The sequence below is a fragment of the Sorangium sp. So ce131 genome, assembly GCF_051519095.1.
Classification (GTDB): domain Bacteria; phylum Myxococcota_A; class Polyangia; order Polyangiales; family Polyangiaceae; genus Sorangium.
Genome location: NZ_CP150455.1, coordinates 6,180,235 through 6,200,178, shown reverse-complemented (window position 1 = coordinate 6,200,178; position 19,944 = coordinate 6,180,235). Strand labels below are relative to the sequence as shown.

16 protein-coding genes are annotated in these 19,944 nt (G+C 72.4%); 11 read left to right on the top strand and 5 right to left on the bottom strand.

Annotated features, from left to right (window positions below; genetic code table 11):
• Nucleotides 1-56: 56 nt before the first annotated feature.
• The 7 genes from WMF43_RS22560 to ribD all read left to right on the top strand — a co-directional run bounded on the left by WMF43_RS22560 (nt 57) and on the right by ribD (nt 6,324).
• Nucleotides 57-1,052, top strand: a complete 996-nt coding sequence (locus WMF43_RS22560; RefSeq protein ID WP_437683193.1) for a beta-ketoacyl-ACP synthase III — start codon at nt 57-59, stop codon at nt 1,050-1,052.
• A 162-nt stretch (nt 1,053-1,214) separates the two neighbouring features.
• Nucleotides 1,215-2,156: an ACP S-malonyltransferase gene (gene fabD, locus WMF43_RS22555; RefSeq protein WP_437683192.1), complete on the top strand. Its 942-nt coding sequence runs from the start codon at nt 1,215-1,217 to the stop codon at nt 2,154-2,156.
• 6 nt (nt 2,157-2,162) lie between these two features.
• Nucleotides 2,163-2,909: a 3-oxoacyl-ACP reductase FabG gene (gene fabG, locus WMF43_RS22550; protein WP_437683191.1), complete on the top strand. Its 747-nt coding sequence runs from the start codon at nt 2,163-2,165 to the stop codon at nt 2,907-2,909.
• Between the two features lie 148 nt (nt 2,910-3,057).
• The gene (gene acpP, locus WMF43_RS22545) at nt 3,058-3,306 is read left to right on the top strand and encodes an acyl carrier protein (protein WP_437683190.1); all 249 of its coding nucleotides are present in this window, start codon (nt 3,058-3,060) and stop codon (nt 3,304-3,306) included.
• A gap of 127 nt (nt 3,307-3,433) precedes the next feature.
• Nucleotides 3,434-4,678: a beta-ketoacyl-ACP synthase II gene (gene fabF, locus WMF43_RS22540; RefSeq protein ID WP_437683189.1), complete on the top strand. Its 1,245-nt coding sequence runs from the start codon at nt 3,434-3,436 to the stop codon at nt 4,676-4,678.
• Between the two features lie 22 nt (nt 4,679-4,700).
• The gene (nrdR, locus tag WMF43_RS22535) at nt 4,701-5,162 is read left to right on the top strand and encodes a transcriptional regulator NrdR (RefSeq protein WP_104981868.1); all 462 of its coding nucleotides are present in this window, start codon (nt 4,701-4,703) and stop codon (nt 5,160-5,162) included.
• Between the two features lie 16 nt (nt 5,163-5,178).
• Nucleotides 5,179-6,324, top strand: a complete 1,146-nt coding sequence (ribD, locus tag WMF43_RS22530) for a bifunctional diaminohydroxyphosphoribosylaminopyrimidine deaminase/5-amino-6-(5-phosphoribosylamino)uracil reductase RibD (RefSeq protein WP_437683188.1) — start codon at nt 5,179-5,181, stop codon at nt 6,322-6,324.
• Nucleotides 6,325-6,447: 123 nt separating this feature from the next.
• Here ribD and def read toward each other — a convergent pair whose 3' ends face one another.
• Nucleotides 6,448-6,960: a peptide deformylase gene (def, locus tag WMF43_RS22525; protein WP_104981866.1), complete on the bottom strand. Its 513-nt coding sequence runs from the start codon at nt 6,958-6,960 to the stop codon at nt 6,448-6,450.
• Nucleotides 6,961-7,140: 180 nt separating this feature from the next.
• Complete coding sequence (locus WMF43_RS22520; protein WP_437683187.1) at nt 7,141-9,261, bottom strand: ATPase, T2SS/T4P/T4SS family; 2,121 nt, start codon at nt 9,259-9,261, stop codon at nt 7,141-7,143.
• Between the two features lie 890 nt (nt 9,262-10,151).
• Between WMF43_RS22520 and WMF43_RS22515 the strand changes: the two genes are divergently transcribed.
• Nucleotides 10,152-10,358: a cold-shock protein gene (locus WMF43_RS22515; RefSeq protein ID WP_437683186.1), complete on the top strand. Its 207-nt coding sequence runs from the start codon at nt 10,152-10,154 to the stop codon at nt 10,356-10,358.
• Nucleotides 10,359-10,553: 195 nt separating this feature from the next.
• Here the strand turns inward: WMF43_RS22515 and WMF43_RS22510 are convergent, their stop codons facing one another.
• Nucleotides 10,554-11,498: a metallophosphoesterase family protein gene (locus WMF43_RS22510; protein WP_437683185.1), complete on the bottom strand. Its 945-nt coding sequence runs from the start codon at nt 11,496-11,498 to the stop codon at nt 10,554-10,556.
• Between the two features lie 97 nt (nt 11,499-11,595).
• Nucleotides 11,596-12,543: a formylglycine-generating enzyme family protein gene (locus WMF43_RS22505; RefSeq protein ID WP_437683184.1), complete on the bottom strand. Its 948-nt coding sequence runs from the start codon at nt 12,541-12,543 to the stop codon at nt 11,596-11,598.
• A gap of 281 nt (nt 12,544-12,824) precedes the next feature.
• On the opposite strand from WMF43_RS22505, the gene WMF43_RS22500 reads away from it, so the two are divergent.
• The 3 genes from WMF43_RS22500 to fxsT all read left to right on the top strand — a co-directional run bounded on the left by WMF43_RS22500 (nt 12,825) and on the right by fxsT (nt 18,505).
• The gene (locus WMF43_RS22500) at nt 12,825-14,384 is read left to right on the top strand and encodes an SIR2 family protein (RefSeq protein ID WP_437683183.1); all 1,560 of its coding nucleotides are present in this window, start codon (nt 12,825-12,827) and stop codon (nt 14,382-14,384) included.
• A 26-nt stretch (nt 14,385-14,410) separates the two neighbouring features.
• The gene (locus tag WMF43_RS22495) at nt 14,411-15,487 is read left to right on the top strand and encodes an ATP/GTP-binding protein (protein ID WP_437683182.1); all 1,077 of its coding nucleotides are present in this window, start codon (nt 14,411-14,413) and stop codon (nt 15,485-15,487) included.
• Nucleotides 15,488-15,634: 147 nt separating this feature from the next.
• Complete coding sequence (gene fxsT, locus WMF43_RS22490; protein WP_437683181.1) at nt 15,635-18,505, top strand: FxSxx-COOH system tetratricopeptide repeat protein; 2,871 nt, start codon at nt 15,635-15,637, stop codon at nt 18,503-18,505.
• A gap of 93 nt (nt 18,506-18,598) precedes the next feature.
• Here the strand turns inward: fxsT and WMF43_RS22485 are convergent, their stop codons facing one another.
• Nucleotides 18,599-19,936, bottom strand: coding sequence for a pyruvate dehydrogenase complex dihydrolipoamide acetyltransferase (locus WMF43_RS22485; protein ID WP_437683180.1), 1,338 nt, complete (start codon nt 19,934-19,936; stop codon nt 18,599-18,601).
• Between the last annotated feature and the right edge of the window lie 8 nt (nt 19,937-19,944).

Here is a 19,944-nt window from a genome sequence, read left to right as displayed (position 1 = left end):
GCGCCCGCGCGCCAGGGCGCGGCGCTGACGTGCGCCATCGCGCGGCGGTCCGTCGCATGAGCGCCGTGCAGCCGAGGAGCCGCATCGTCGGGACGGGCAGCTACGCGCCCGCCCGCGTCCTGCACAACACCGATCTCGAGAAGATCGTCGACACCTCCGACAGCTGGATCAGCGAGCGGACAGGCATCCGCCGGCGCCACATCGCCGCCGAGGGCGAGCTCACGAGCGACATGGCCGCCGCCGCGGGCCGCTCGGCGCTGGAGGCGGCGGGGCTCTCGGCCGCCGATCTCGACATGATCATCGTCGGGACGATCAGCGGCGACAGCCCGATGCCCGCCTGCGCCGTGCACGTGCAGCAGAAGCTCGGCGCCCAGGAGATCCCTTCCTTCGACATCTCGGCGGCGTGCGCGGGCTTCGTCTACGGGCTCACGATCGCCGATCAGTTCATCGCGACCGGCGCGGCGCGCCACGTCCTCGTGATCGGCGTCGAGCTGCTCTCGCGCATCCTCAACTGGAAGGACCGCACGACGTGCGTCCTCTTCGGCGACGGCGCCGGCGCCGCCGTGCTGGGGCCCGCCTCCGGCGACGGCAGGGGCATCGTCTCCGCGCGGATCTTCAGCGACGGCGCGCTCGCGAGCTCGCTGGTCATCCCGGGCGGCGGCACGGCCGAGCCGCTGACGGTCGAGGGCCTCGAGCAGAACCGCAACAAGGTCCACATGGTGGGGCAGGACATCTTCAAGGTCGCCGTGAAGAACCTCTCCAGCGCCTCGCTGATCGCGCTCGACCGGGCCGGCATGACGGCCGCCGATCTCGACTGGGTCGTCGCCCACCAAGCGAACCTGCGCATCATCAGCCAGGTCGCCGCCCGGCTCAGCCTCCCGCTCGAGCGGTTCGTGCTGAACATCGAGGAGTACGGCAACACCTCGAGCGCCTCGATCCCCATCGCCCTCGACGAGGCGGTGCGCGACGGGCGCATCAAGCCGGGTCACAACGTCCTTTTCTGCGCGCTCGGCGCCGGCATCTCCTGGGGCGCGACGATCGTCCGGATGTGAGCCGGCCATGCGCGCGCACCGGCGTCGGGCTCGAGATCTGCGCACCCGTGCGGTTGAGCTCGCCCCCCGCTCCTGCATGAGCGAAGATCGGCGCGAGCCAGCTCCTTGACGTGGTGAGGAGCGGACGGCGTCCGCCTCCTCCGCTTGGAAGAGAGGACTAACGTGAAGATCGCTTGGCTGTTTCCAGGGCAAGGGGCGCAAGAGGTGGGCATGGGCAAGGCCCTCGCGGAGTCCTCGGCGGCGGCGCGCGGCGTGTTCGCGCGGGCGGACGCCGCGCTCGGCGAGCCGATCTCGCGGCTCTGCTTCGAGGGCCCGATGGAGGAGCTGACGCTGACGAGCAACACCCAGCCCGCCATCGTCGCGACGAGCTGCGCGGTGGCCGCGGCGCTCGTCGAGCACCTGCCCGAGCTCGAGCCGCCGCTCTACGCCGCGGGCCACTCGCTCGGTGAGTACAGCGCGCTCGTCGCCGCGGGGGCGCTCGAGGTCGAGGAGGCGGTGCGGCTCTGCCGCATCCGCGGCAGCGCGATGCAGGAGGCCGTGCCCGCGGGCCAGGGGGCGATGGCGGCGCTCATGGGGCTCGACCAGGACGTGGTGCTCGCGCTCTGCGCGGAGGCGGCGCAGGGCGAGGTGGTCTCGCCGGCGAACTACAACGGGCCGGGGCAGATCGTGATCGCCGGCCACAGCGGGGCGGTCGCGCGGGCGCGCGAGCTCGCCGTCGCCCGAGGTGGCAAGGCGATCGCGCTCAAGGTGAGCGCGCCCTTCCACTGCGCCCTGATGCGGCCCGCCGCCGAGCGCCTGCGGCCCGAGCTCGAGCGCACGCAGGTGAGGCCGCTCGCTTTCCCCGTCGTCGCGAACGTGGACGCCGCGCCGAACGCGGATCCGGAGCGGGTGCGCTCGCTCTTGCTGCAGCAGATCGACGGGACCGTGCAGTGGACGCGGACGATCGAGCGGATGGCGGCGGACGGCGTGACGCATGCCCTGGAGCTCGGCCCCGGCAAGGTGCTCGCCGGGCTCGTGAAGCGGATCACGAAGCAGATCAAGGTGCTCAGCGTGAGCGACATGGCGGGGATTGAGCGCGTGAGCGCGTTCCTTTCGGAGGCATAGGCATCGATGTTCGACCTTACGGGCAAGGTTGCGATCGTCACGGGTGGATCGCGAGGGATCGGGCGGGCCGCGTCGGAGGCGCTGGCGGCGCAAGGGGCTCACGTGATCGTGAACTACGTGCGCGGGGAGGCCGAGGCGCGCGCGGTCGTCGAGGCGATCACCGCGCGCGGCGGCAAGGCCGAGGCGCTCGGCTTCGACGTCGCCAACATGCAGGCCACCGAGGCCGCCATCGCCGACGCGGCGAAGCGCCTCGGCCGCCTCGACATCCTCGTCGCGAACGCGGGGATCGCGATCGACGGGCTGCTCCTCCGGGTCAAGGAGGAGGACCTCGATCGCCTCTTCGACGTGAACGTCAAGGGCTCGATCGCGTGCGCGCGCGCCGCGACCAAGGTCATGATGCGCGCGCGCACCGGCCGCATCGTCTTCCTCTCCAGCGTCGTCGCGGAGATGGGCAACGTCGGCCAGGTGGCGTATGGCGCGACGAAGGCGGCCCTGCTCGGCGTGACGAAGTCGCTCGCCCGCGAGTACGCTGGGCGCGGCATCACCGTCAACGCGGTGGCGCCCGGCTTCATCGACACCGACATGACCACCACGATCGGCGCCGAGATGAAAGAGGGGCTGACCAAGATGATCCCCCTCGGGCGCACCGGCCGCGCCGAGGAGGTCGCCGCGGCGATCACATTCCTGTGCTCCGACGAGGCGAGCTATGTGACGGGAGAGACGCTGCGCGTCAACGGCGGCATGTACGTCTGAGACGCGCTGGATCTGGGATCTCGGCGGGTTGCGCTTCACGCTCGGCGGCGAGCCGGGCGCACATGAAAAAAGCGGCCGCCGGTAATTCCATGATGCAACGCTGATGGCGATGGGCTACTAGGGGGTCCGTTTTTCCGGGAGGAATACCATGGCTGAAGGTCGCGACATCACGGCCGAAGTAAAGCGAATCATCAAGGAGCAGCTCGACGTCGACGAGAAGGACATCAAGCCTGAAGCGACGTTCATCGACGATCTGGGCGCCGATTCGCTGGGCCTGGTGGAGCTCGTCCTCGCGTTCGAGGAAGCGTTCGAGATCGACATTCCGGACGAGGACACGGAGAAGATCCGGTCTGTCCAGGATGCGGTCGACTACATCGAGAGGCATGCCAAGAAGTAGCGTCCCAACCGCCCTAGCGGACGCGGCGTCACCATGGAGGTGCGACGACACGTGCGCCAACGAAGGGCCTGCTCTTCGTTGAAGCACGTGTCCTCGCCTCCGTGGTGGCGCTAGGGCAAAAAGAGCCATGGAACGCGTTGTCATCACCGGCATCGGGCTCGTTACGCCCAACGGCATCGGGACGCAGGCCACCTGGCAATCTCTGCTGGCTGGTCAGTCCGGCATCGGACCCATCACCCTCTTCGACGCGAGCACATTCCCGACTCGCTTCGCCGGCGAGGTGAAGGGGTTCGTCCCGGAGGAGTACATCCCGAAGAAGAAGGTCAAGGAGATGGGCCGCTTCGCCCAGCTCTCCGTCGCCGCCTCGCAGATGGCCCTCCAGGACGCGGCGATCGAGCTCACCGAGGAGGACCGCGATCAGTGCGGCACCTTCATCGGCGTCGGCCTCGGCGGCCTGGAGTACCTCTTCCAGCACTCGATCACGCTGCACGAGAAGGGCCCCCACAAGGTGAGCCCTTACTTCATCCCGACCGTCATCGCGAACCTCGCCGCGGGGCAGGTGGCGCTGTCGCTCGACCTCCGGGGCGCGAGCTACTGCAACACGAGCGCGTGCTCGTCGAGCGCGCACTCGCTCGGCGAGGCGTTCGAGTGGATCCGCCGGGGGCGCTCGCACATCATGCTCACGGGCGGCGCGGAGGCGACGATCACCGGCCTCGGCATCGGCGGCTTCTGCGCGATGTTCGCGCTCTCGCGGCGCAACGACGAGCCGCAGCGGGCGAGCCGCCCCTGGGACAAGGGGCGCGACGGCTTCGTCTGCGCCGAGGGCGCCGGGTCGCTGCTGCTCGAGTCGCTCTCCCACGCGAAGAAGCGCGGCGCCAAGATCTACGCGGAGGTCGTGGGGTACGGCGCCTCGTGCGACGCGTACCACATCACGAAGCCGGCGCCCGAGGGGGCCGGCGCGCAGCGGGCCATGAAGATGGCGCTCGAGGACGCGAAGCTCTCCCCGGACGCGATCGACTACATCAACGCCCACGGCACCTCGACCCCGCAGGGCGACATCGAGGAGAGCCGGGCGATCCTCAAGATCTTCGGCGATCACGCGGCGTCGAAGCGCCTCTGGGTGAGCTCGACCAAGTCGGCGATGGGCCACCTGCTCGGCGGCGCCGGCGGCGTCGAGGCGGCGGTCTGCGCGCTCGCGCTGCGCCACGACGCGGTGCCGCCGACGCTCAACCTGGACGACCCGGATCCCGAGTGCACCCTCGACTACGTGCCGTTCACCTCGCGCGAGCGCCGCCTGAAGCACGTGATGTCGAACTCGTTCGGCTTCGGCGGCACGAACGTGTCGCTCGTCCTCTCCCGGTTCGAGGACTGACCGCGCCCCGCCGGATGGCCCGATGAAGTGCCCGTTCTGCGGCCACCTTGAGGACCGGGTGATCGACTCCCGGGCCGGCGGCGCGGGCGACGTGATCCGTCGGCGGCGCGAGTGCGCCTCGTGCGAGCGCAGGTTCACGACGTACGAGCGCGTCGAGGACATCCTGCCGACCGTCGTCAAGAAGGACGGGCGGCGCGAGCCGTTCGATCGGCAGAAGCTCGTGCGGGGGCTCCGGATCGCCTGCAACAAGCGGCCCGTGTCGACGGACCAGATCGAGGTGATCGCCGACGCGATCGAGCGCGAGGCGCAGGAGTCCGAGCGGAGGGAGATCTCGTCGACCGAGCTCGGCGAGCGGGTCATGAACCACTTGCGCACCCTCGACGAGGTCGCCTATGTCCGGTTCGCCAGCGTCTATCGTTCCTTTCGGGACATCGACCAGTTCATGGCCGAGCTTGGCAAGCTTGTGAAGGCCAAGGCGCCCTAGTAGATCCGGCTCTTCGATGTCTGCGAAGACCCCCAGCCCCGATCCCGAATTCGACGCCTCGATGATGCGCCTGGCCATCGAGGAGGCGCACAAGGCCATGCCCTCGCCGAACCCCCCGGTCGGCGCGGTGGTGGTGAGCACGGCGGGCGAGGTCGTCGCCGTCGCGCACCACGCCCGCGCGGGCGAGGAGCACGCCGAGGGGCTGGCGCTCGCCGCCGCCGGCGACGTGGCGCGGGGCGGGACGTTGTACGTGACGCTCGAGCCCTGCAACCACGAGGGGCGCACCCCGCCCTGCGTGGACGCGGTGCTGAGCGCCGGCATCAAGCGGGTCGTCATCGGCGCGACGGACCCGAACCCGGCGGTGGTCGGCGGCGGCGCCCAGCGGCTCAGCGACGCCGGGCTCGCCGTCGAGATCGGCGTGGCCGGGTCCGAGGCCCGCGCGCTGATCGCGCCCTGGACCAAGTTCATCACGACCGGCATCCCGCACATCGCGCTCAAGCTCGCCCTGTCGCTGGACGGGCGCATCGCGACGCGCACCGGGGCCTCGAAGTGGGTCACCGGCCCGGAGGCCCGCGCGAAGGTGCAGGAGCTCCGCTCGCGGCACGACGCGGTGGCGATCGGGATCGGCACCGCCGTCGCCGACGATCCGCGCCTCACGCTGCGCGAGCCCGGGCTCGCGCCGAGCGGCCGCAACCCCGTCCGGCTCGTCTTCGACACGCGGCTCCGGCTGCCGATCCACACGCGCCTCGTGCAGACGGCGCGCGAGGTGCCGACCTGGGTGCTCACGGGCGCCGACGCGCCCGAGGCGGCCGAGCAGATGCTCGCCGACGCGGGCTGTATCGTCCTGCGGGCGCCGACCTCCGCGGAGGGCCGGGTCGACGTGACCGCCGCGATGCGCCTCTGCGCCTCGCAGGGCATCGTCTCCATCCTCGTCGAGGGCGGCGCCGAGCTCGCGGGCAGCCTGCTCGCGTCGCGGCTCCCCGACGAGCTGCACGCGTTCGTCGCCCCGATCCTGCTCGGCCCGCGCGGCCGGCCGGGCGCGGTCGACTGGGCGGGCCCGGACACGCCGGGCGACGCGCCCCGGATCGTCGATCCGCGCTGGGAGCTCTGCGGCCGGGACGCCTACGTCAGCGGCCCGCTCGCGTTCCCGGCGCGCAGCTGACAGCGCGCGCCGCCGGCAGCCCCGTCCGTGCGCCGCGGTGCCGCGGTGCCGCGGTGCCGTGCGCCGCGGTGCCGCGCGCCGCCGGCGAGCTCGCCCGCCGCGCCCGCGGGGCAGCGCGGCCGCTCAGCCCGCCGCTTCGGCGCCCCGCTTCTGCATCTTCCGCTGGACGATGCGCTTCTTGAGCGTGCCCATCCGGTCGATCATCAACACGCCGTCGAGGTGATCGAGCTCGTGCTGGATCGCGACCGCGAGCAGGCCGTCGGCCTCGATCTCGAAGGTGGCGCCGTCGCGCCCGCGGGCGCGCACGCGGACGCGCTCGGCGCGCTTGATGTCCTCGCTGATCCCGGGGAACGACAGGCAGCCTTCGGGGCCGGTCTGCTGCCCCTCGTTCCGCACGATCTCGGGGTTGATGAACACGAGGAGGTTGCTCGGCTCGTTCTCGGCGGCGACGTCGACGAGGAAGACGCGGTGGAGCTCCCCGATCTGCGTGGCCGCGAGGCCGACGCCGGGCGCGGCGTACATGGTCTCGGCCATGTCGTCGATAAGCTTCAGGATTTCGGGGGTGATGTCACCGACCGGCAGCGCCTTCTGGCGCAGGCGCGGGTCGGGATAGTGGAGGATGGTACGGATGGCCATGGCTACTCAGCAGCATAACCTCCGCCCCTCGCAGGCGCTCGTCAAGACGTTCTGACGGACCCTGGTCTCACCGCGTCTCACCGCGCCTCGCCGCGCGCCGCGTTTCCTCGCCGTCGCCGCCTCGCCGCGTTGTCTTCGTTGCAGGTCGCTCGCAGGTTGCTCGCAGGCTCGCGGCCGAGCCTAGCGGTTCCTCCGGAACGAGGCGGACGTGTCGACGGTGAGCCCGCGGGACTGAAGATCTTCCACGATGTCCGGCACCAGACCGGAAGGGTGGAAGGTCCCCTCGAGCGCGCCGCCGGCGGCCGTCCGCTCGACCACGAACGTGAACACGTCGCGAATCGCGATCTGTCCGCCTTCGATCCCGAGCTCCGCGATGCGGAGCACCCGGTGGCGCCCGTCGCGCAGCAGCGCGATCTCGATCGCCAGATCGAAGGACGACGCCAGCCACTCGCGCGCCGTCTCCGGCGCGATGCCCGGGCGGGTCGCCGCGATGTCCGCGGGGAGCCGCGTCACCGCCTGCCGCAGCGTCGGCGCTCGAGCGGCCGCGAGCACGCCGTCCATGCCGCCGCCGATCGCGTCCACCACCTCGGCCGCCACGTGGCCCGAGAACGAGCTCACCACGAGCCGCTCCGGCCGGATGCGCGTGGCCGCCTGCACCGCCCGGACCCGCTCGGCCGTCGTGCCGCCGAGCGCGATGGACAACGTGTGGGGCTGGTCGATGACGAGCTCGTCCTCGTCCTGGAGCACCACCACCCGGTCGTCCGGCTGCGCTGCGGCCGCGAGCGCGCCGAGCAGCCAGCTCGTCCCCGCGTCGCGCGTCCCGGTGACGAGCAGGTTGCCGCGACCGAGCACGCACTGGGAGAGCAGCCCCGCCATCGCGCGCGAGATCGTCCCGTTGCGCACGAGGTCCTCCAGCGTGACGTCGGGGCGCTGCGGCTTCCGGATGACCAGCGTCGAGGTCGCGGCGGGCGGGAGCACCGCGAAGAGCCGCCTGCCCCTCGGCAACGTCCGCTCGACGAAGCTCGCGCCGTCCTCGAGCGGCTGCCCGGCGGTCGCGCAGAGCCGGCGGATCGCGCGGTCGACGGCGCGCTCGCTGCTGAAGCCCACCTCCGAGATGACCCGGCGGCGCCCGTGCATCGCGACCACGTGATCGTGGCGGAACACCTGGATCTCGCTCACGTCGTCGTCCTCGAGCAGCCGGTCGAGCGGGCCGAACGTGAACAGCTCCCGCTGCGCGTCGGCCGCGACCGCGTCGACGTCGACCTCGGGGCCGAGCTCGCCCGCCGCGCGCGTCCCCTCGACGCTCTCCGCGAGGGCCTGCTCGTAGCGGTGGGCGAGCGCGCCGTCCGGCAGCGCGCCGGCGTCGAGCGGCCCGAGGTCGATCGTGTCGGCGAGCCGCTCCATGATCCGCACGAGCGCCCGGCGGTGCGCCACGGCCTGCGCCGAGTCGCCCTGCCCGCGGTCTACCCGATCCGAGACGGGCGGGATGGCCCGCCGGCTGGGGATCGGGACCACGCTCGGGTGGACGGCGGCGCTCCCGGCGCCGGGCGCGGGCGGCGCGCCGGTGGGGAGGGCGCCCGGCAGCGGCGTCGCCGTCGGGGTAGGCCGCGCCATCTGCGCGGTCGGGTTGCCGGCGCCCACGCCGACAGCGCGACCGTCGCGCGCCTGCGGGAGGTTGGGCGGCGGCGGTGGGATGGGCGGCGGCGCCGCGGTCGCGCCCGGGACCATCGGCGGGCGCGGCGAGGGCATGCGCGGCGGGGCGGGCACCGGACCGGGCGCGTCGGCGGACTCGTCGGGGTCGTTCTCGAGCGGGAAGTGGCTGATCACGCCCTGGCCGGTGCGCGACGGCTCGCCCTTCTCGTTGATCAGCGGCAACGGCGCCGAGCGGTGCAGCCCCTTCTCGGCGGACGGCGGCGCTGCCCGCTCGGCGAGCGGCGCCGGGTCGCCCGCGGTCATGTCGTCGGGCCCGCGCGCGGGCGACGCCGTGCTGTCCGGCGGCGCGGTGCCGCTCGAGGCAGTCTCGATCCGCAGCACGAAGTCGCCGATGTAGATCTTGTCGCCCTCGCGGACGATGGTCGCCTGGGCGATCTTGCGGCCGTTGACGTACGTGCCGTTGGTGCTCTTGAGGTCGGTGACGATGAAGCGCCCGTCACGGTAGAGCAGCCGCGCATGCCGCTTCGACACGTTGCCCTTCGGCAGCATCAGGTCGTTGCCCTGAACGCGGCCGACGTTGATCTCTGTCCGGTCGAAGGTTTCGCGGCGCTCCGCGCCCCCTTTCTCGCTGATGATCACCGAGAACATCTCGTCGCCTCGCGGGGCCAGGGCGGAGGTGAGACCCGATGCCCTCGCCACGCCATACGAGCAAGCTCGAACAGACATGTCAACGAGATGCCTTCGATTCTGGAAGCGAGGCGGCGAGCGGGCGCGAGCCGGGCTGCGCGCCGGCCATGCTCGGCGGCCTGGTCGGGTCACGGGTCGCGGGCGTCGGCGCGCCGCGGCCCGAGGTGTCCCGCCTTCCTCCACGTTCACGTCGGCCCCGTCGCGCCCCGCGCGGCGGTGAACAGCCTGGCCGCCTCCTCTGTCACCGGGAGGCGCGCCGCGCGCCGCGATCGCGCCTCGCTGGCGGGTCGGCCCGTCACCTCGTCGCGGGGCGCGGCGAGAGCGGCCGCGCGAGAAGGCAAGAGCGTCATGGAGAGCGCAATGCTGCGCGCGGAGCTCGCGGCGCCCTTCGACGAGCCGCGCCCCCGCACACGACTCTTCGATAAGAGCGCAAATCTTGACGGACGCGCGAATTCTGGTTCGCACCGCGCGGCGCTCCCGTCATCGATCGTGCTAACCGCAGCGATTTGCTGCGCCGCGGGATCGTCTTGTCAGGAACTGCTGTACGGCGGCACTGCCGGTGAGGCGGGCACTGGATCGAGCGACATCAGGTCGAGCCATCATGGCTTGACCTTGGCGCATCGGGCCGTTTACGTTGGCGCCCGCTCGGACCGGGGAGAATCGTCGAAGTTGTCGCGCACGCACATCAACAAGCGGCTGGGCAGCCGCCCTGCGCATGTTGGACTTGTCTACGAGGGGGGTTTGCTGCACGCAGCCAAGCCCGCATCGGAATCAGGGACCGCAGATACGGTCTCCTCCCGACTCCCAGCCTGCGCGCCTCGGGTATCGACGAGCTCGGAAGTGGAGGAAATATGGCAGTTGGCAAAGTAAAGTGGTTCAACGATGAGAAGGGCTGGGGTTTCATCAAGCAGGAGACTGGCCCTGACGTCTTCGTTCATTATTCGCAGATCAACGGGGAGGGGCGCCGCCGCCTGTTCGAGGACGAGACCGTCGAGTTCGAGATCAAGGAGGGTCCGAAAGGCCTCCAGGCGGTCAACGTGATGCGCGCCCCCAGCTGATCCTCCTCCGCACCTGAGCCCCGCTCGATCTCCCCGCGCAGCGCTCCCGCTGCGCTCGATCCACCTCATCGTCACCTCCGAGCCCGATCGTCGCGCGCCCGCAAGCCGGGCTGCACGCGTGGCGGACGTCTGTCTGCGCGCCGCGCCGCGCCGGCGATCGGGCCGCGGCTCGGCGCCGGCCGGCGCCGAGCGGGCTCATCGCTGGGGGACAGGGATCTCGCGGAACGCGTCGTGTCCGGGGACGAAGCGGTGCGACGTGATGCCCTTGATCCCGCCCGCGTCGTCGATCTCGTAGACGTTGAACCCGGCCATCTTCTCGTCGCTGTCGTGCAGGAGCGAGGCGCTCGCCGCGCCCACGGCGTCGATGTGGCCCCTGTCGGTGTGCAGCTTCCGGTGGATGCGCCGGTGCAGGTGCCCGTGCAGCAGCAGGCCGCGGCTGACTTGCCGGAGCAGGCGCCCCTCCGCCGCGGCGTCCCCCAGGCCCTCCAGCAGCGTCTTCGTCAGGCTCGCCGGGTTGTGGAGCGGGTGGTGCTGGAGGACGATCGGCGTCCGCCGTCGCACCTCCGGGTGCGCGAGCACGCGCTCGAGCGAGCGCAGCTGCGCGGCGCCGATCCGCCCCGAGGCCACGAGCGGAGGGCGGGGCCACGCGGTCGACAGGCCGATGATCGCCACCGGCCCGCGCAGGTGCACGAACGGGAACACCGAGCCGGCGCCGTCGCGATCGGCGCCGCGACCGCCCTCGCGCGCGGGCGCGTCGAGCGGGAGATCCGAGCGCAGGTACGGCGCGAAGTACTGCGTGAACCGCTGCGAGCGGTGCGCGCCCTTCGTGTACGCGTCGTGGTTGCCCGGGACGATGCTCACCCGGTCGGGAGGGAGCCCGAGATCGCGCTGCAAGAAGCTGCGGACCAGGACGAACTCGCGCTCGAGCGCGAGGTTCGAGACGTCGCCCGTGATGACGACGTGGTCGACGCCGAGCCGCCGGATCTCCTTCGCCGCCGCGTGGACTGCGTGCGGCTTGTGGACGGCGCGGCGCCGGAAGCGGATGTTGATGTACCCGGTGAGCCGCTTGTTCAGCAGCCGGAACGGGATGGCTCCCTCGAGGGACAGGAGGTGCAAGTCGGAGAGGTGCGCGATCCTCACCCGCGCAGTATGGGCCCATCCCTCGCCGCGGCCAACCGCCGCGCGAGCCGCGCGACGTCAGCGCCGCGCTGGGTCAGCGCCGCGCGACGCCAGCGGCTCACGCTGTCCGCGCGCAGCGGAAGCCGCGCCACGCGCGGCGGCTGGTCGGCAGATCGTGCCCCCGCGCGGCGCCGCGCAGCCAGGGGCGGCCGTGGGTGTAGCTGCCGCCCCGGAGCACGCGCTCCTCCCCCATGCTGGGCCCGCGCGGATCCTTCGCGCTGCCGCCTGGATACTCGGGACCGTAGTAGTCCGCGACCCACTCCTCGACATTGCCGGCGAGGTCGTCGATCCCGTCGGGGGTGCGCCCGGCGACGAACGAGCCGACGGGCGCGAGCTCGAGGAAGCCGTCGCCGTCGTCGTGCTCGTCGACCGAGAGCCTCCCGTGGTTCGCGTGGAACGGGTTGTACACGTCGCCCCAGGGGTAGCGGCGGCCATCGGCGCGGCGCGCCGCGCGCTCCCACTCGGCCTCCGTCGGGAGGCGGCCGCCGGCCCAGGCGCAGTAGCGCTGCGCGTCGCTCCACGTGACGAGCACCACCGGATAGTCCGGCCGATCGAAGCGCTGCCCGCCGGAAGCGTAAGGAGGCTCGTCGCAGTGTCCGGCCGAGACGCACCGGCGGTAGCTGGCCACGGTCACCTCGGTGCGGTCGATCCAGAAGTCCGAGAGGTAGACCTCGTGCGGCACGAGCTCGTTCGCGAAGCTCGCCTCGATCTCGTCCACGCACAGCTCTCCGGCCGGCTCGAGCTTGCAGAGCGTCACCGCGTGCACGATCTCCACCTCGCTCGATCCCATCGTGAAGCTGCTGGCGCGCACGAGGACGGCCGAGGGCCCGGGCGCGCGCAGCGCGACGACGCTCGAGGGCGCGCGCGGACCCCCGGCGCGCGCGGAGACGGCGGCCGCGGCGTCCGCCGGGAGGCGGGGGGCGCGCCGAGGCGCCGCCGCGCCGACCATGGAGACTGCGAAAAACGAGGCCAGCATGGCCAGCGTGAGGAGAGCCGCCGGACGCATGCCGGAGACGTAGCATGCTCCCGGAAGGCGCACGGTCTCCGCTCCTTCGCGCCGGCGCGCCCCGCGCCTCGGGCGGCGCGGCGCAGCCCGTCGTCTGGGACGTCGTGCGCGCGCTGGTCTGGACGGCGGCGGGGTCTCCCCGGCGCGCGCCGCGGGCGCCGGGCGAGCGCCGAGGCGCGGCCACGGTGGCGACGGCGGCGATGACGCAGATTGCTCGAGGGCGCGGCGGTACGCCGCAAAAGTGCGCGCGGCGCCGAGGAGCGATAGACTCGAGGGGCTCGATGCCAACCCTTATGGACAACGCCAACACGACGAGCGCGGCGGTCGACGCCGCGGTGATCGAGGAGCTGCGCGCGGCGTTCGAGAGCGGAGAGCTCGTGCTCTTCGTGGGAGGCGGCATCTCGGCCGCCGCCGGGCTGCCGACCTGGCGTCAGCTCGTCGATCTGCTCGTCGAGCGGGTGCGCGATCAGGTCGGCGACGAGCTCGTGGTCGCCGAGGTCGCGGAGCTCGCGCGCTCGCAACGCCACAGCGAGGCGCTCGCCGCCGCGGAGCACGCCCTCGGCCCGGCGGAGTTCAACACCTTCGTCGAGGACGCCCTCGACGACGAGGGGCTCGAGCCGCCGCGGATCGCGATCGCGCTCGCCGCGCTGCGGGACAGGCTGCGCGCGGTGCTCACCACGAACATCAACCACCTGCTCGAGCGCGCCTTCGGCGCCGACTGGGAGCCCCTCTGGCGGATCACCGACGAGGTCGCGTGGCGGCGCCGGATCATCGTCAAGATGCACGGCACGCTGAAGGACCCCAGCAGCTGGGTGTTCACGCGGGAGCGCTTCCACAAGGCGATCGCCGCGCCCGCCGTGCGCAGCGCGCTCACGACGGTGCTCTCGACGTGCCCCATGCTCTTCGTCGGCTTCGGGCGCGCCGACGGCAACCTCGACGAGATGCTCTCGGACATCCACGCGCTGTCCGGGAGCTCGCCGCCGCCCCGCTTCGTGCTCGTCCCGCGCGCCAGCCTCACGCCGTACCGGCGCACGATGCTCGTCGACATGGGCTTCCAGCTCCTGCCCTACGACACGCCCGACGGCAGCCACGACGAGGCGCTCGCGATCCTCGAGCGCGCGAGCGCGGCCCGCCCCCGCGCGTCGTCGCCGCCGCCGGCGGCGTCGACCCACGCGCGGCGCTCGATCCTGCCGCCCCCGATCCCGGACCTGGAGCTCCCGCCGTCGTCGTCGCCCCTGGGCTTCCCGGCGTACGACCTCCCGCTGGATCTGCCCCCCGGCTTCGCGTCCGATCTCTCGTCCGAGCCGGCCGGCTACGACGACACCGTCACCGCCCCGGGGGCGCTCGACGCCGCGCGGCGCGATCTCGCGTCCGAGCCGCCGGCGAGCCCGATCGAGGTGTTCTTCTCCTACTCGGAGAGCAACCGCGAGCTGCGCGACAAGCTCGAGACCCACCTCGCCATCCTCAAGCGCAAGGGCGTGATCCGCGGCTGGCACGACGGAGAGATCGGCGCCGGCGAGGAGCGCGACCGGGCGCTCGCGGAGCACCTCGAGACCGCGAAGGTCATCCTCCTGCTCATCAGCGCGGACTTCCTCGCGTCGGACTTCTGTTACGACGTCGAGATGCAGAAGGCGATCGAGCGCCACGAGCGGGGAGAGGCGCGCGTCATCCCCGTCATCCTCGACGCCTGCGACTGGGAGGGCGCGCCGTTCGGCAAGCTGGCCAGCTTGCCGCGAGGCGGGCGCCCGGTGACGAGCTGGGTCAACCAGAGCGAGGCCTTCACCGACATCGCCAAGGGCATCCGAAAGCAGGTCGAGCAGCTCACCCAAAACCCCCCGTAGGCTCACCGAGCGCCGGCGCCCAGCCGGTGAGCCACTCCGAGGTGCCACCGCCGCCAGGGATCTGGAGCGTCCCCGCGTGGACGGGCCGGAACCTGGCCGCGCGCGACGAGCTGCTCGCCGAGATCGGCAGGACGCTCGCGAAGCGCGGCATCGCGCCGCTCTGCGGGCTCGGCGGCACCGGCAAGACCAAGCTCGCGATCGAGTACGCCCACCGCAACGCGGGCGCCTACGACACGGTCTTCCTGATCGACGGCCAGAGCACGGAGGCGATGGACGCCGCGTTCGTCGCGCTCGCCACCGAGATGCGGCTGCCCGAGCAGGAGATCCAGGACCCCGCGCGCGCGGTCGCGGCGGTGCGCAGCAAGCTCGGGCGCCGCGGGCGCTGGCTGCTCCTCTTCGACGGCGTGCGCGAGCCGAGCGAGGTCGATCCCTACGTCCCGAGCGTCTCGTTCGGCGGCCACATCCTCATGACGTCGCAGAACCCGATCTGGCGCGGGCTCACGACGGTGACCGTCCGCGGCATCGAGCGCGCCGAGTCGGTGAGCTTCCTGCTCCGGCGCACGGGCGAGACCGACGCCGAGGCGGCGAACGCCCTCGCGGAAGAGCTCGGTGATCTGCCGCTCGCCCTGGCGCAGGCCGGCGCCTACATCGAGGAGACGGGGCGCCCGCTCGCCGAGTACCTCGCGCTGTTCCGCCAGCGCCCGGCCGCGCTGCTGGAGCGCCCCGTCAGCTTCCCGGTGACGGTCGCGACCACCTGGGAGAGCGCGCTCGCCGCCGTGTTCACCCACCAGGCGGCGGCGGAGCTGCTCAGCCTGTGCTCGTTCCTCCCGATGGACGCGATCCCGCGGCGGGCGCTGAACGAGTACGATCCGCTCGCGCTCGACGACGCGATCGCGATGCTGCGGCTGCACTCGCTGATCGAGGTGCGCCCGCACGCGCTCAGCGTCCACCGCCTCGTGAAGATCGTCGTGCGCAACCAGCTGCGGCGGGACGACCGGCGTCAGTGGATGGAGGCGGCGCGCCGCATCCTCCAGGCCGCCGGCAGGGCGTCTCCGGGCGCGGACGAGGAGCGCGAAGGTAGGACGGAGCCGGATGCGGGGTAAGGAGCACCCCCCGAGAAAGAATGGAGGTTCGACCCGCATGTATCCGCCGAGAGCACTATTTGCCGTCTCTTCCTGGGTCTTTCCCGACCGCGTATTCTCGTTGCGCTTCAGGTCCGTCGTGAGACCTTAAGGCCCTCGAGAGGAACTATGGTTGCCTTGGCGACGAGCCCCGCCGACGTGTTCTTCTCCTACTCCCCGAGGGACGAGGACCTGCGGCCCAAGCTCGAGACCCACCTCGACGCGCTCAAACGGCAAGGGGTCATCCGGACGTACCAGGGCTTCGCGCTCGGCGGCGGCAAGGAGCGGCGGGAGGTGATCGCCGCGAAGCTGAGCGAGGCGCGCGTCGTCCTGCTGCTCGTGAGCACGGATTTCCTCCACGCGGAGGCGTGGCTCTCTCCGGAGCTCCGGGAGGCGATGGCGCGGCACGAGGCGGGCGAGTGCCGGGTCATCCCCGTCATCTTGCGGCCCTGCGCCTGGGAGAAGACGCTGCTCGGCAAGCTGCAGCCGCTGCCCAACCGCGCGCGGCCCGTGACCAGCTACCCCAACCAGAGCGAGGCGTTCACCGAGATCGCGAAGGGGATCCGGAGCGCCATCCGGGAGACGGAGCCGCCGACGCTGCGGCCGCCGCCGCGGCGGCAGTCGAGCTCGCCCGACGCGGAGCCGCACATCAAGAAGCTGCCGCCGCGCAACCCGAGCTTCACCGGGCGCGACCAGCTGCTCGACGAGCTGCGGAGCGCGCTCACCACGGGCGGGCCCGCGGCGCTCACCCAGGCGATCAGCGGCCTCGGCGGCATCGGCAAGACGCAGCTCGCCGCGGAGTACGCGCACCGCTACGCGAGCCAGTACAACGTGGTCTGGTGGGTCCGCGCGGAGGAGCCGGCCACGGCGGCGGAGGACTTCGCCCGCCTCGCCACGGCGCTCGGCCTGCCCGAGCAGGACGAGGCCGACCAGCGGATCGCGATCGAGGCGGTCCGCTCGTGGCTGTCCCGCAACGACAAGTGGCTGCTCATCTTCGACAACGTGAACGACCCGAAGGACGTCGCCCCGTACCTGCCGCACCCGCGCACCGGGCACATCCTGATCACCTCGCGCAACCCGAGCTTCCGCGGCATCGCGACGCCGCTCACGGTGCCGGCGCTGGACCGCGCCGACTCGGTGAAGTTCCTGCTCGTCCGGACCGGGCAGAGCGACGAGCGCGCCGCGGAGCGGCTCGCCGAGACGCTCGGGGATCTGCCGCTCGCGCTGGTGCAGGCGGCGGCGACCATCAAGGAGACGAGGTCCTCGATCGCGACGTACCACGCCGTCTTCGGCGACCACCAGCGCGAGCTCCTGCTCCGCGGCGTCCCCATGGACTACCCGACGCCGGTCGCCACCACCTGGGGCCTCGCGTTCCAGGAGGCGCAGCGCTTCTCGCCCGTCGCGGTCGATCTGCTGAGCCTGTGCGCGTTCCTCGCGCCCGACGACATCCCGCGCGAGGGCCTCGCCGACGCGGCGCCGCACCTGCCGCGGGCGCTCGCGGAGGCGCTGAGCGATCCCTTGATGCTCGACGAGGCGGTCGCCGCGCTCCGCCGCTACTCGTTCATCGACGTGCACGAGGGCGCGCTCTCGGTGCACCGCCTCGTCCAGGCGGTGGTCCGCGATCGCCTCTCGCCCGAGGACCGGCGGGTGTGGGCCGAGGCCGCGGTCCGCCTCGTCGATCACGCGTTCCCCGAGAGCAGCGAGGACGTGGAGACGTGGCCGTTCTGCGCCCGCTGGCTGCCGCACGCGCTCGCCGCGGCGAGCCAGGCCGAGATCTACGACGTCGCGAAGGAGGTGCGCGGCCGGCTCCTCGCCCGGTTCGCCGTGTACCTGCAGGGCCGCGCGGCGTTCGCGGAGGCGAAGGGCTACCTGGAGCGCGCGCTCGCGCTGCACGAGGCGGTGTTCGGCCACGACGACCCGAAGGTCGCGGCCGTGCTGCGCAGCCTCGGCAGCGTCCTGCACGACCTCGGCGATCTCGGCGGCGCGCGGGGCCACCTGGAGCGCGCGCTCGCGATCGACATCGCGCGCTTCGGCCCCGACCACCCGGACGTGGCGCGCGACGTGAACGACCTCGGCAGCGTGCTCATGGATCAGGGCGACCTGCCGGGCGCGCGCAAGCACCTGGAGCGCGCGCTCGCGATCGACGAGGCCACGTACGGCCCCGACGACCCGAGCGTCGCCATCCGGCTCAACAACCTCGGCGCGCTGTTCCGCGACCTCGGCGACTTCGCGGGCGCGCGCGTGCACCTCGAGCGCGCGCTCGCGATCGACATCCGCGCCTACGGCCCGGACCACCCGACGGTCGCGATCGGGCGCACGAACCTCGGCCGGCTGCTCCACGACCTCGGCGACCTGAAGGGCGCGCGCGAGCAGTTCGAGGAGGCGCTCAAGATCGACGAGCACAGCTACGGCACCTACCACCCGCGCTTCGCGCTGGCGCTGAACAACCGCGGGCGCGTGCTGCGTGATCTCGGCGACCTCGCCGGCGCGCGCGCCGACTTCGAGCGCGCGCTCGCGATCGTCGAGGACACCTACGGGCCGGATCACCCGGACGTGGCGCGCGACATCAACAACCTCGGCAGCGTGCTGCGCGATCTCGGCGACCTCGAGGGGGCGCGCGCGCACTTCGCGCGCGTGCTCAGGATCGCGGAGGCGACCTACGGCCCGGACCACCCGGCCGTGGCGATCGGCTGCAACAACCTCGGTAGCGTGCTGCAAGCGCTCGGCGAGCTGCCGGGGGCGCGCGAGCAGCTGGAGCGCGCGCTCGGCATCGCGCAGGCGACCTACGGGCCGGATCACCCCGTCGTCGCGAGCATCGTGAACAACCTCGGCCGCGTGCTGCAGGCGCTCGGCGATTTATCGGGCGCGTGGCAGCAGATCGAGCGCGCCGTGGCGATCGCCACGAAGGCGCTCGGGCCGACACACCCGTCGGTGCAGATCTTCGCGAGGAACCTGGCGCGCCTCGGCGACGCGCTCGGGGGCGGCGCCCAGGCGACCTGAGCGCCGCCGCTCGAGGGCAGGGGAGCGCCGGGTCGATCCCGGCGTCCCCTGCGTCGTGGCTGGTCCTTCGCCCTGCGCCCTGCGGGCGGCGCGTCAGCCGAGCAGGATCTGCGTCGGGTGCTCGAGGAGCTGGCGCAGCACCTTGAGGAAGCTCGCGCCGACCGCGCCGTCGACGACGCGGTGATCGCAGGAGAGCGTCATGCCCAAGCGCCGGCCCGGCACGATCTGCTCGCCGCGGACCACGGGCTCGCGGCGCACCTGGCCGACCGCGAGGATCGCGCCCTCGGGCGGGTTGATGACAGCGGCGAAGTCGTCGATCCCGAACATCCCGAGGTTCGAGATCGAGAAGGTCCCGTTCGCCATCTCCTCCGGCCGCAGCTTCTTCGCCTTGGCGCGCCCCGCGAGCTCGCGCACCTCGGCGGCGATCTCGAGCACCTGCTTGCGATCCGCGTCGCGCACCACCGGCGTCACGAGGCCCTCGGGGACGGCGACCGCCACCGAGATGTCGACGCGTCGGTGCAGGAGGATCGCGTCGGCGGTGAACTGCGCGTTGCACTCCGGCACCCGCTGGAGCGCGATCGCGCACGCCTTGACGAGGAGATCGTTGAAGCTGACCTTGGGCGGCTTCTCCCCCTCGGCCGCGGTCGCCGCGAGATCCGCGTTGATCTGCTCGCGCAGCGCGTTCAGCGGATCGGCGTCGACGTCGATCGAGAGGTAGAAGTGCGGGACCGTCTGCTTCGACTCGGTGAGGCGCCGGGCGATCGCCTTGCGCATCATGCTGAGCGGCCGCACCTCCGGCTCGGCGAGCGCGCCGGCGGCGCGCGCCGCGGGCGCCGCCGCGGCCGGCGCCGGCTTGAGGCCCTCGAGATCGCGCGCGACGATGCGCCCGCCCGGGCCGGAGCCCGCGACGTTGCTGAGGTCGAGCCCGCGCTCGCGGCCGAGCTTGCGCACGTACGGCGACGCCTTCACGCGGCCGCCGGACGAGGGCTGCGGCGCCGCCGGCTGCGTGGGCGGCGAGACCGCGTCGCCGCGCGTCGCCTGAGGCGCGTCCGTCACCGGCGCCTCGCCGCCGGCGGCCTGCTGCGGCGCCGGCTCCTTCTTCTCCTGAGGCTTCTCCTGCGGCGCCGCTCCGGCGCCCGCGGGCGCCGGCGCGCCGCCGCCGGCTCCGCCGACGACGCCGCTGATGTCCTCGCCCGGGGCGCCGATGACGGCGACGGGCTGGCCGAGCTTCACCACGCTTCCGGCGGGCACGAGGATCTTGAGCAGCGTCCCTCGATCGAAGGAGCGGTACTCCATGGTCGCCTTGTCGGTCTCGACCTCGGCGAGCAGATCGTCGATGTCGATCTTCTCGCCTTCCTTCTTGTGCCACGCACTGATCTGCCCCTCCTCCATGGTCGGGGACAGCTTCGGCAGTTCCAGAACCTTCGCCATGGGTCTAT

What these genes read in the sequence shown, in the direction of transcription:
- WMF43_RS22485 (WP_437683180.1), bottom strand. Translation starts at nt 19,936, where the DNA reads ATGGCGAAGGTTCTGGAACTGCCGAAGCTGTCCCCGACCATGGAGGAG.
- def (WP_104981866.1), bottom strand. Translation starts at nt 6,960, where the DNA reads ATGGCCATCCGTACCATCCTCCACTATCCCGACCCGCGCCTGCGCCAG.
- nrdR (WP_104981868.1), top strand. Translation starts at nt 4,701, where the DNA reads ATGAAGTGCCCGTTCTGCGGCCACCTTGAGGACCGGGTGATCGACTCC.
- WMF43_RS22520 (WP_437683187.1), bottom strand. Translation starts at nt 9,261, where the DNA reads ATGTTCTCGGTGATCATCAGCGAGAAAGGGGGCGCGGAGCGCCGCGAA.
- fabF (WP_437683189.1), top strand. Translation starts at nt 3,434, where the DNA reads ATGGAACGCGTTGTCATCACCGGCATCGGGCTCGTTACGCCCAACGGC.
- acpP (WP_437683190.1), top strand. Translation starts at nt 3,058, where the DNA reads ATGGCTGAAGGTCGCGACATCACGGCCGAAGTAAAGCGAATCATCAAG.
- WMF43_RS22515 (WP_437683186.1), top strand. Translation starts at nt 10,152, where the DNA reads ATGGCAGTTGGCAAAGTAAAGTGGTTCAACGATGAGAAGGGCTGGGGT.
- fabG (WP_437683191.1), top strand. Translation starts at nt 2,163, where the DNA reads ATGTTCGACCTTACGGGCAAGGTTGCGATCGTCACGGGTGGATCGCGA.
- ribD (WP_437683188.1), top strand. Translation starts at nt 5,179, where the DNA reads ATGTCTGCGAAGACCCCCAGCCCCGATCCCGAATTCGACGCCTCGATG.
- WMF43_RS22505 (WP_437683184.1), bottom strand. Translation starts at nt 12,543, where the DNA reads ATGCGTCCGGCGGCTCTCCTCACGCTGGCCATGCTGGCCTCGTTTTTC.
- fxsT (WP_437683181.1), top strand. Translation starts at nt 15,635, where the DNA reads ATGGTTGCCTTGGCGACGAGCCCCGCCGACGTGTTCTTCTCCTACTCC.
- WMF43_RS22560 (WP_437683193.1), top strand. Translation starts at nt 57, where the DNA reads ATGAGCGCCGTGCAGCCGAGGAGCCGCATCGTCGGGACGGGCAGCTAC.
- WMF43_RS22500 (WP_437683183.1), top strand. Translation starts at nt 12,825, where the DNA reads ATGCCAACCCTTATGGACAACGCCAACACGACGAGCGCGGCGGTCGAC.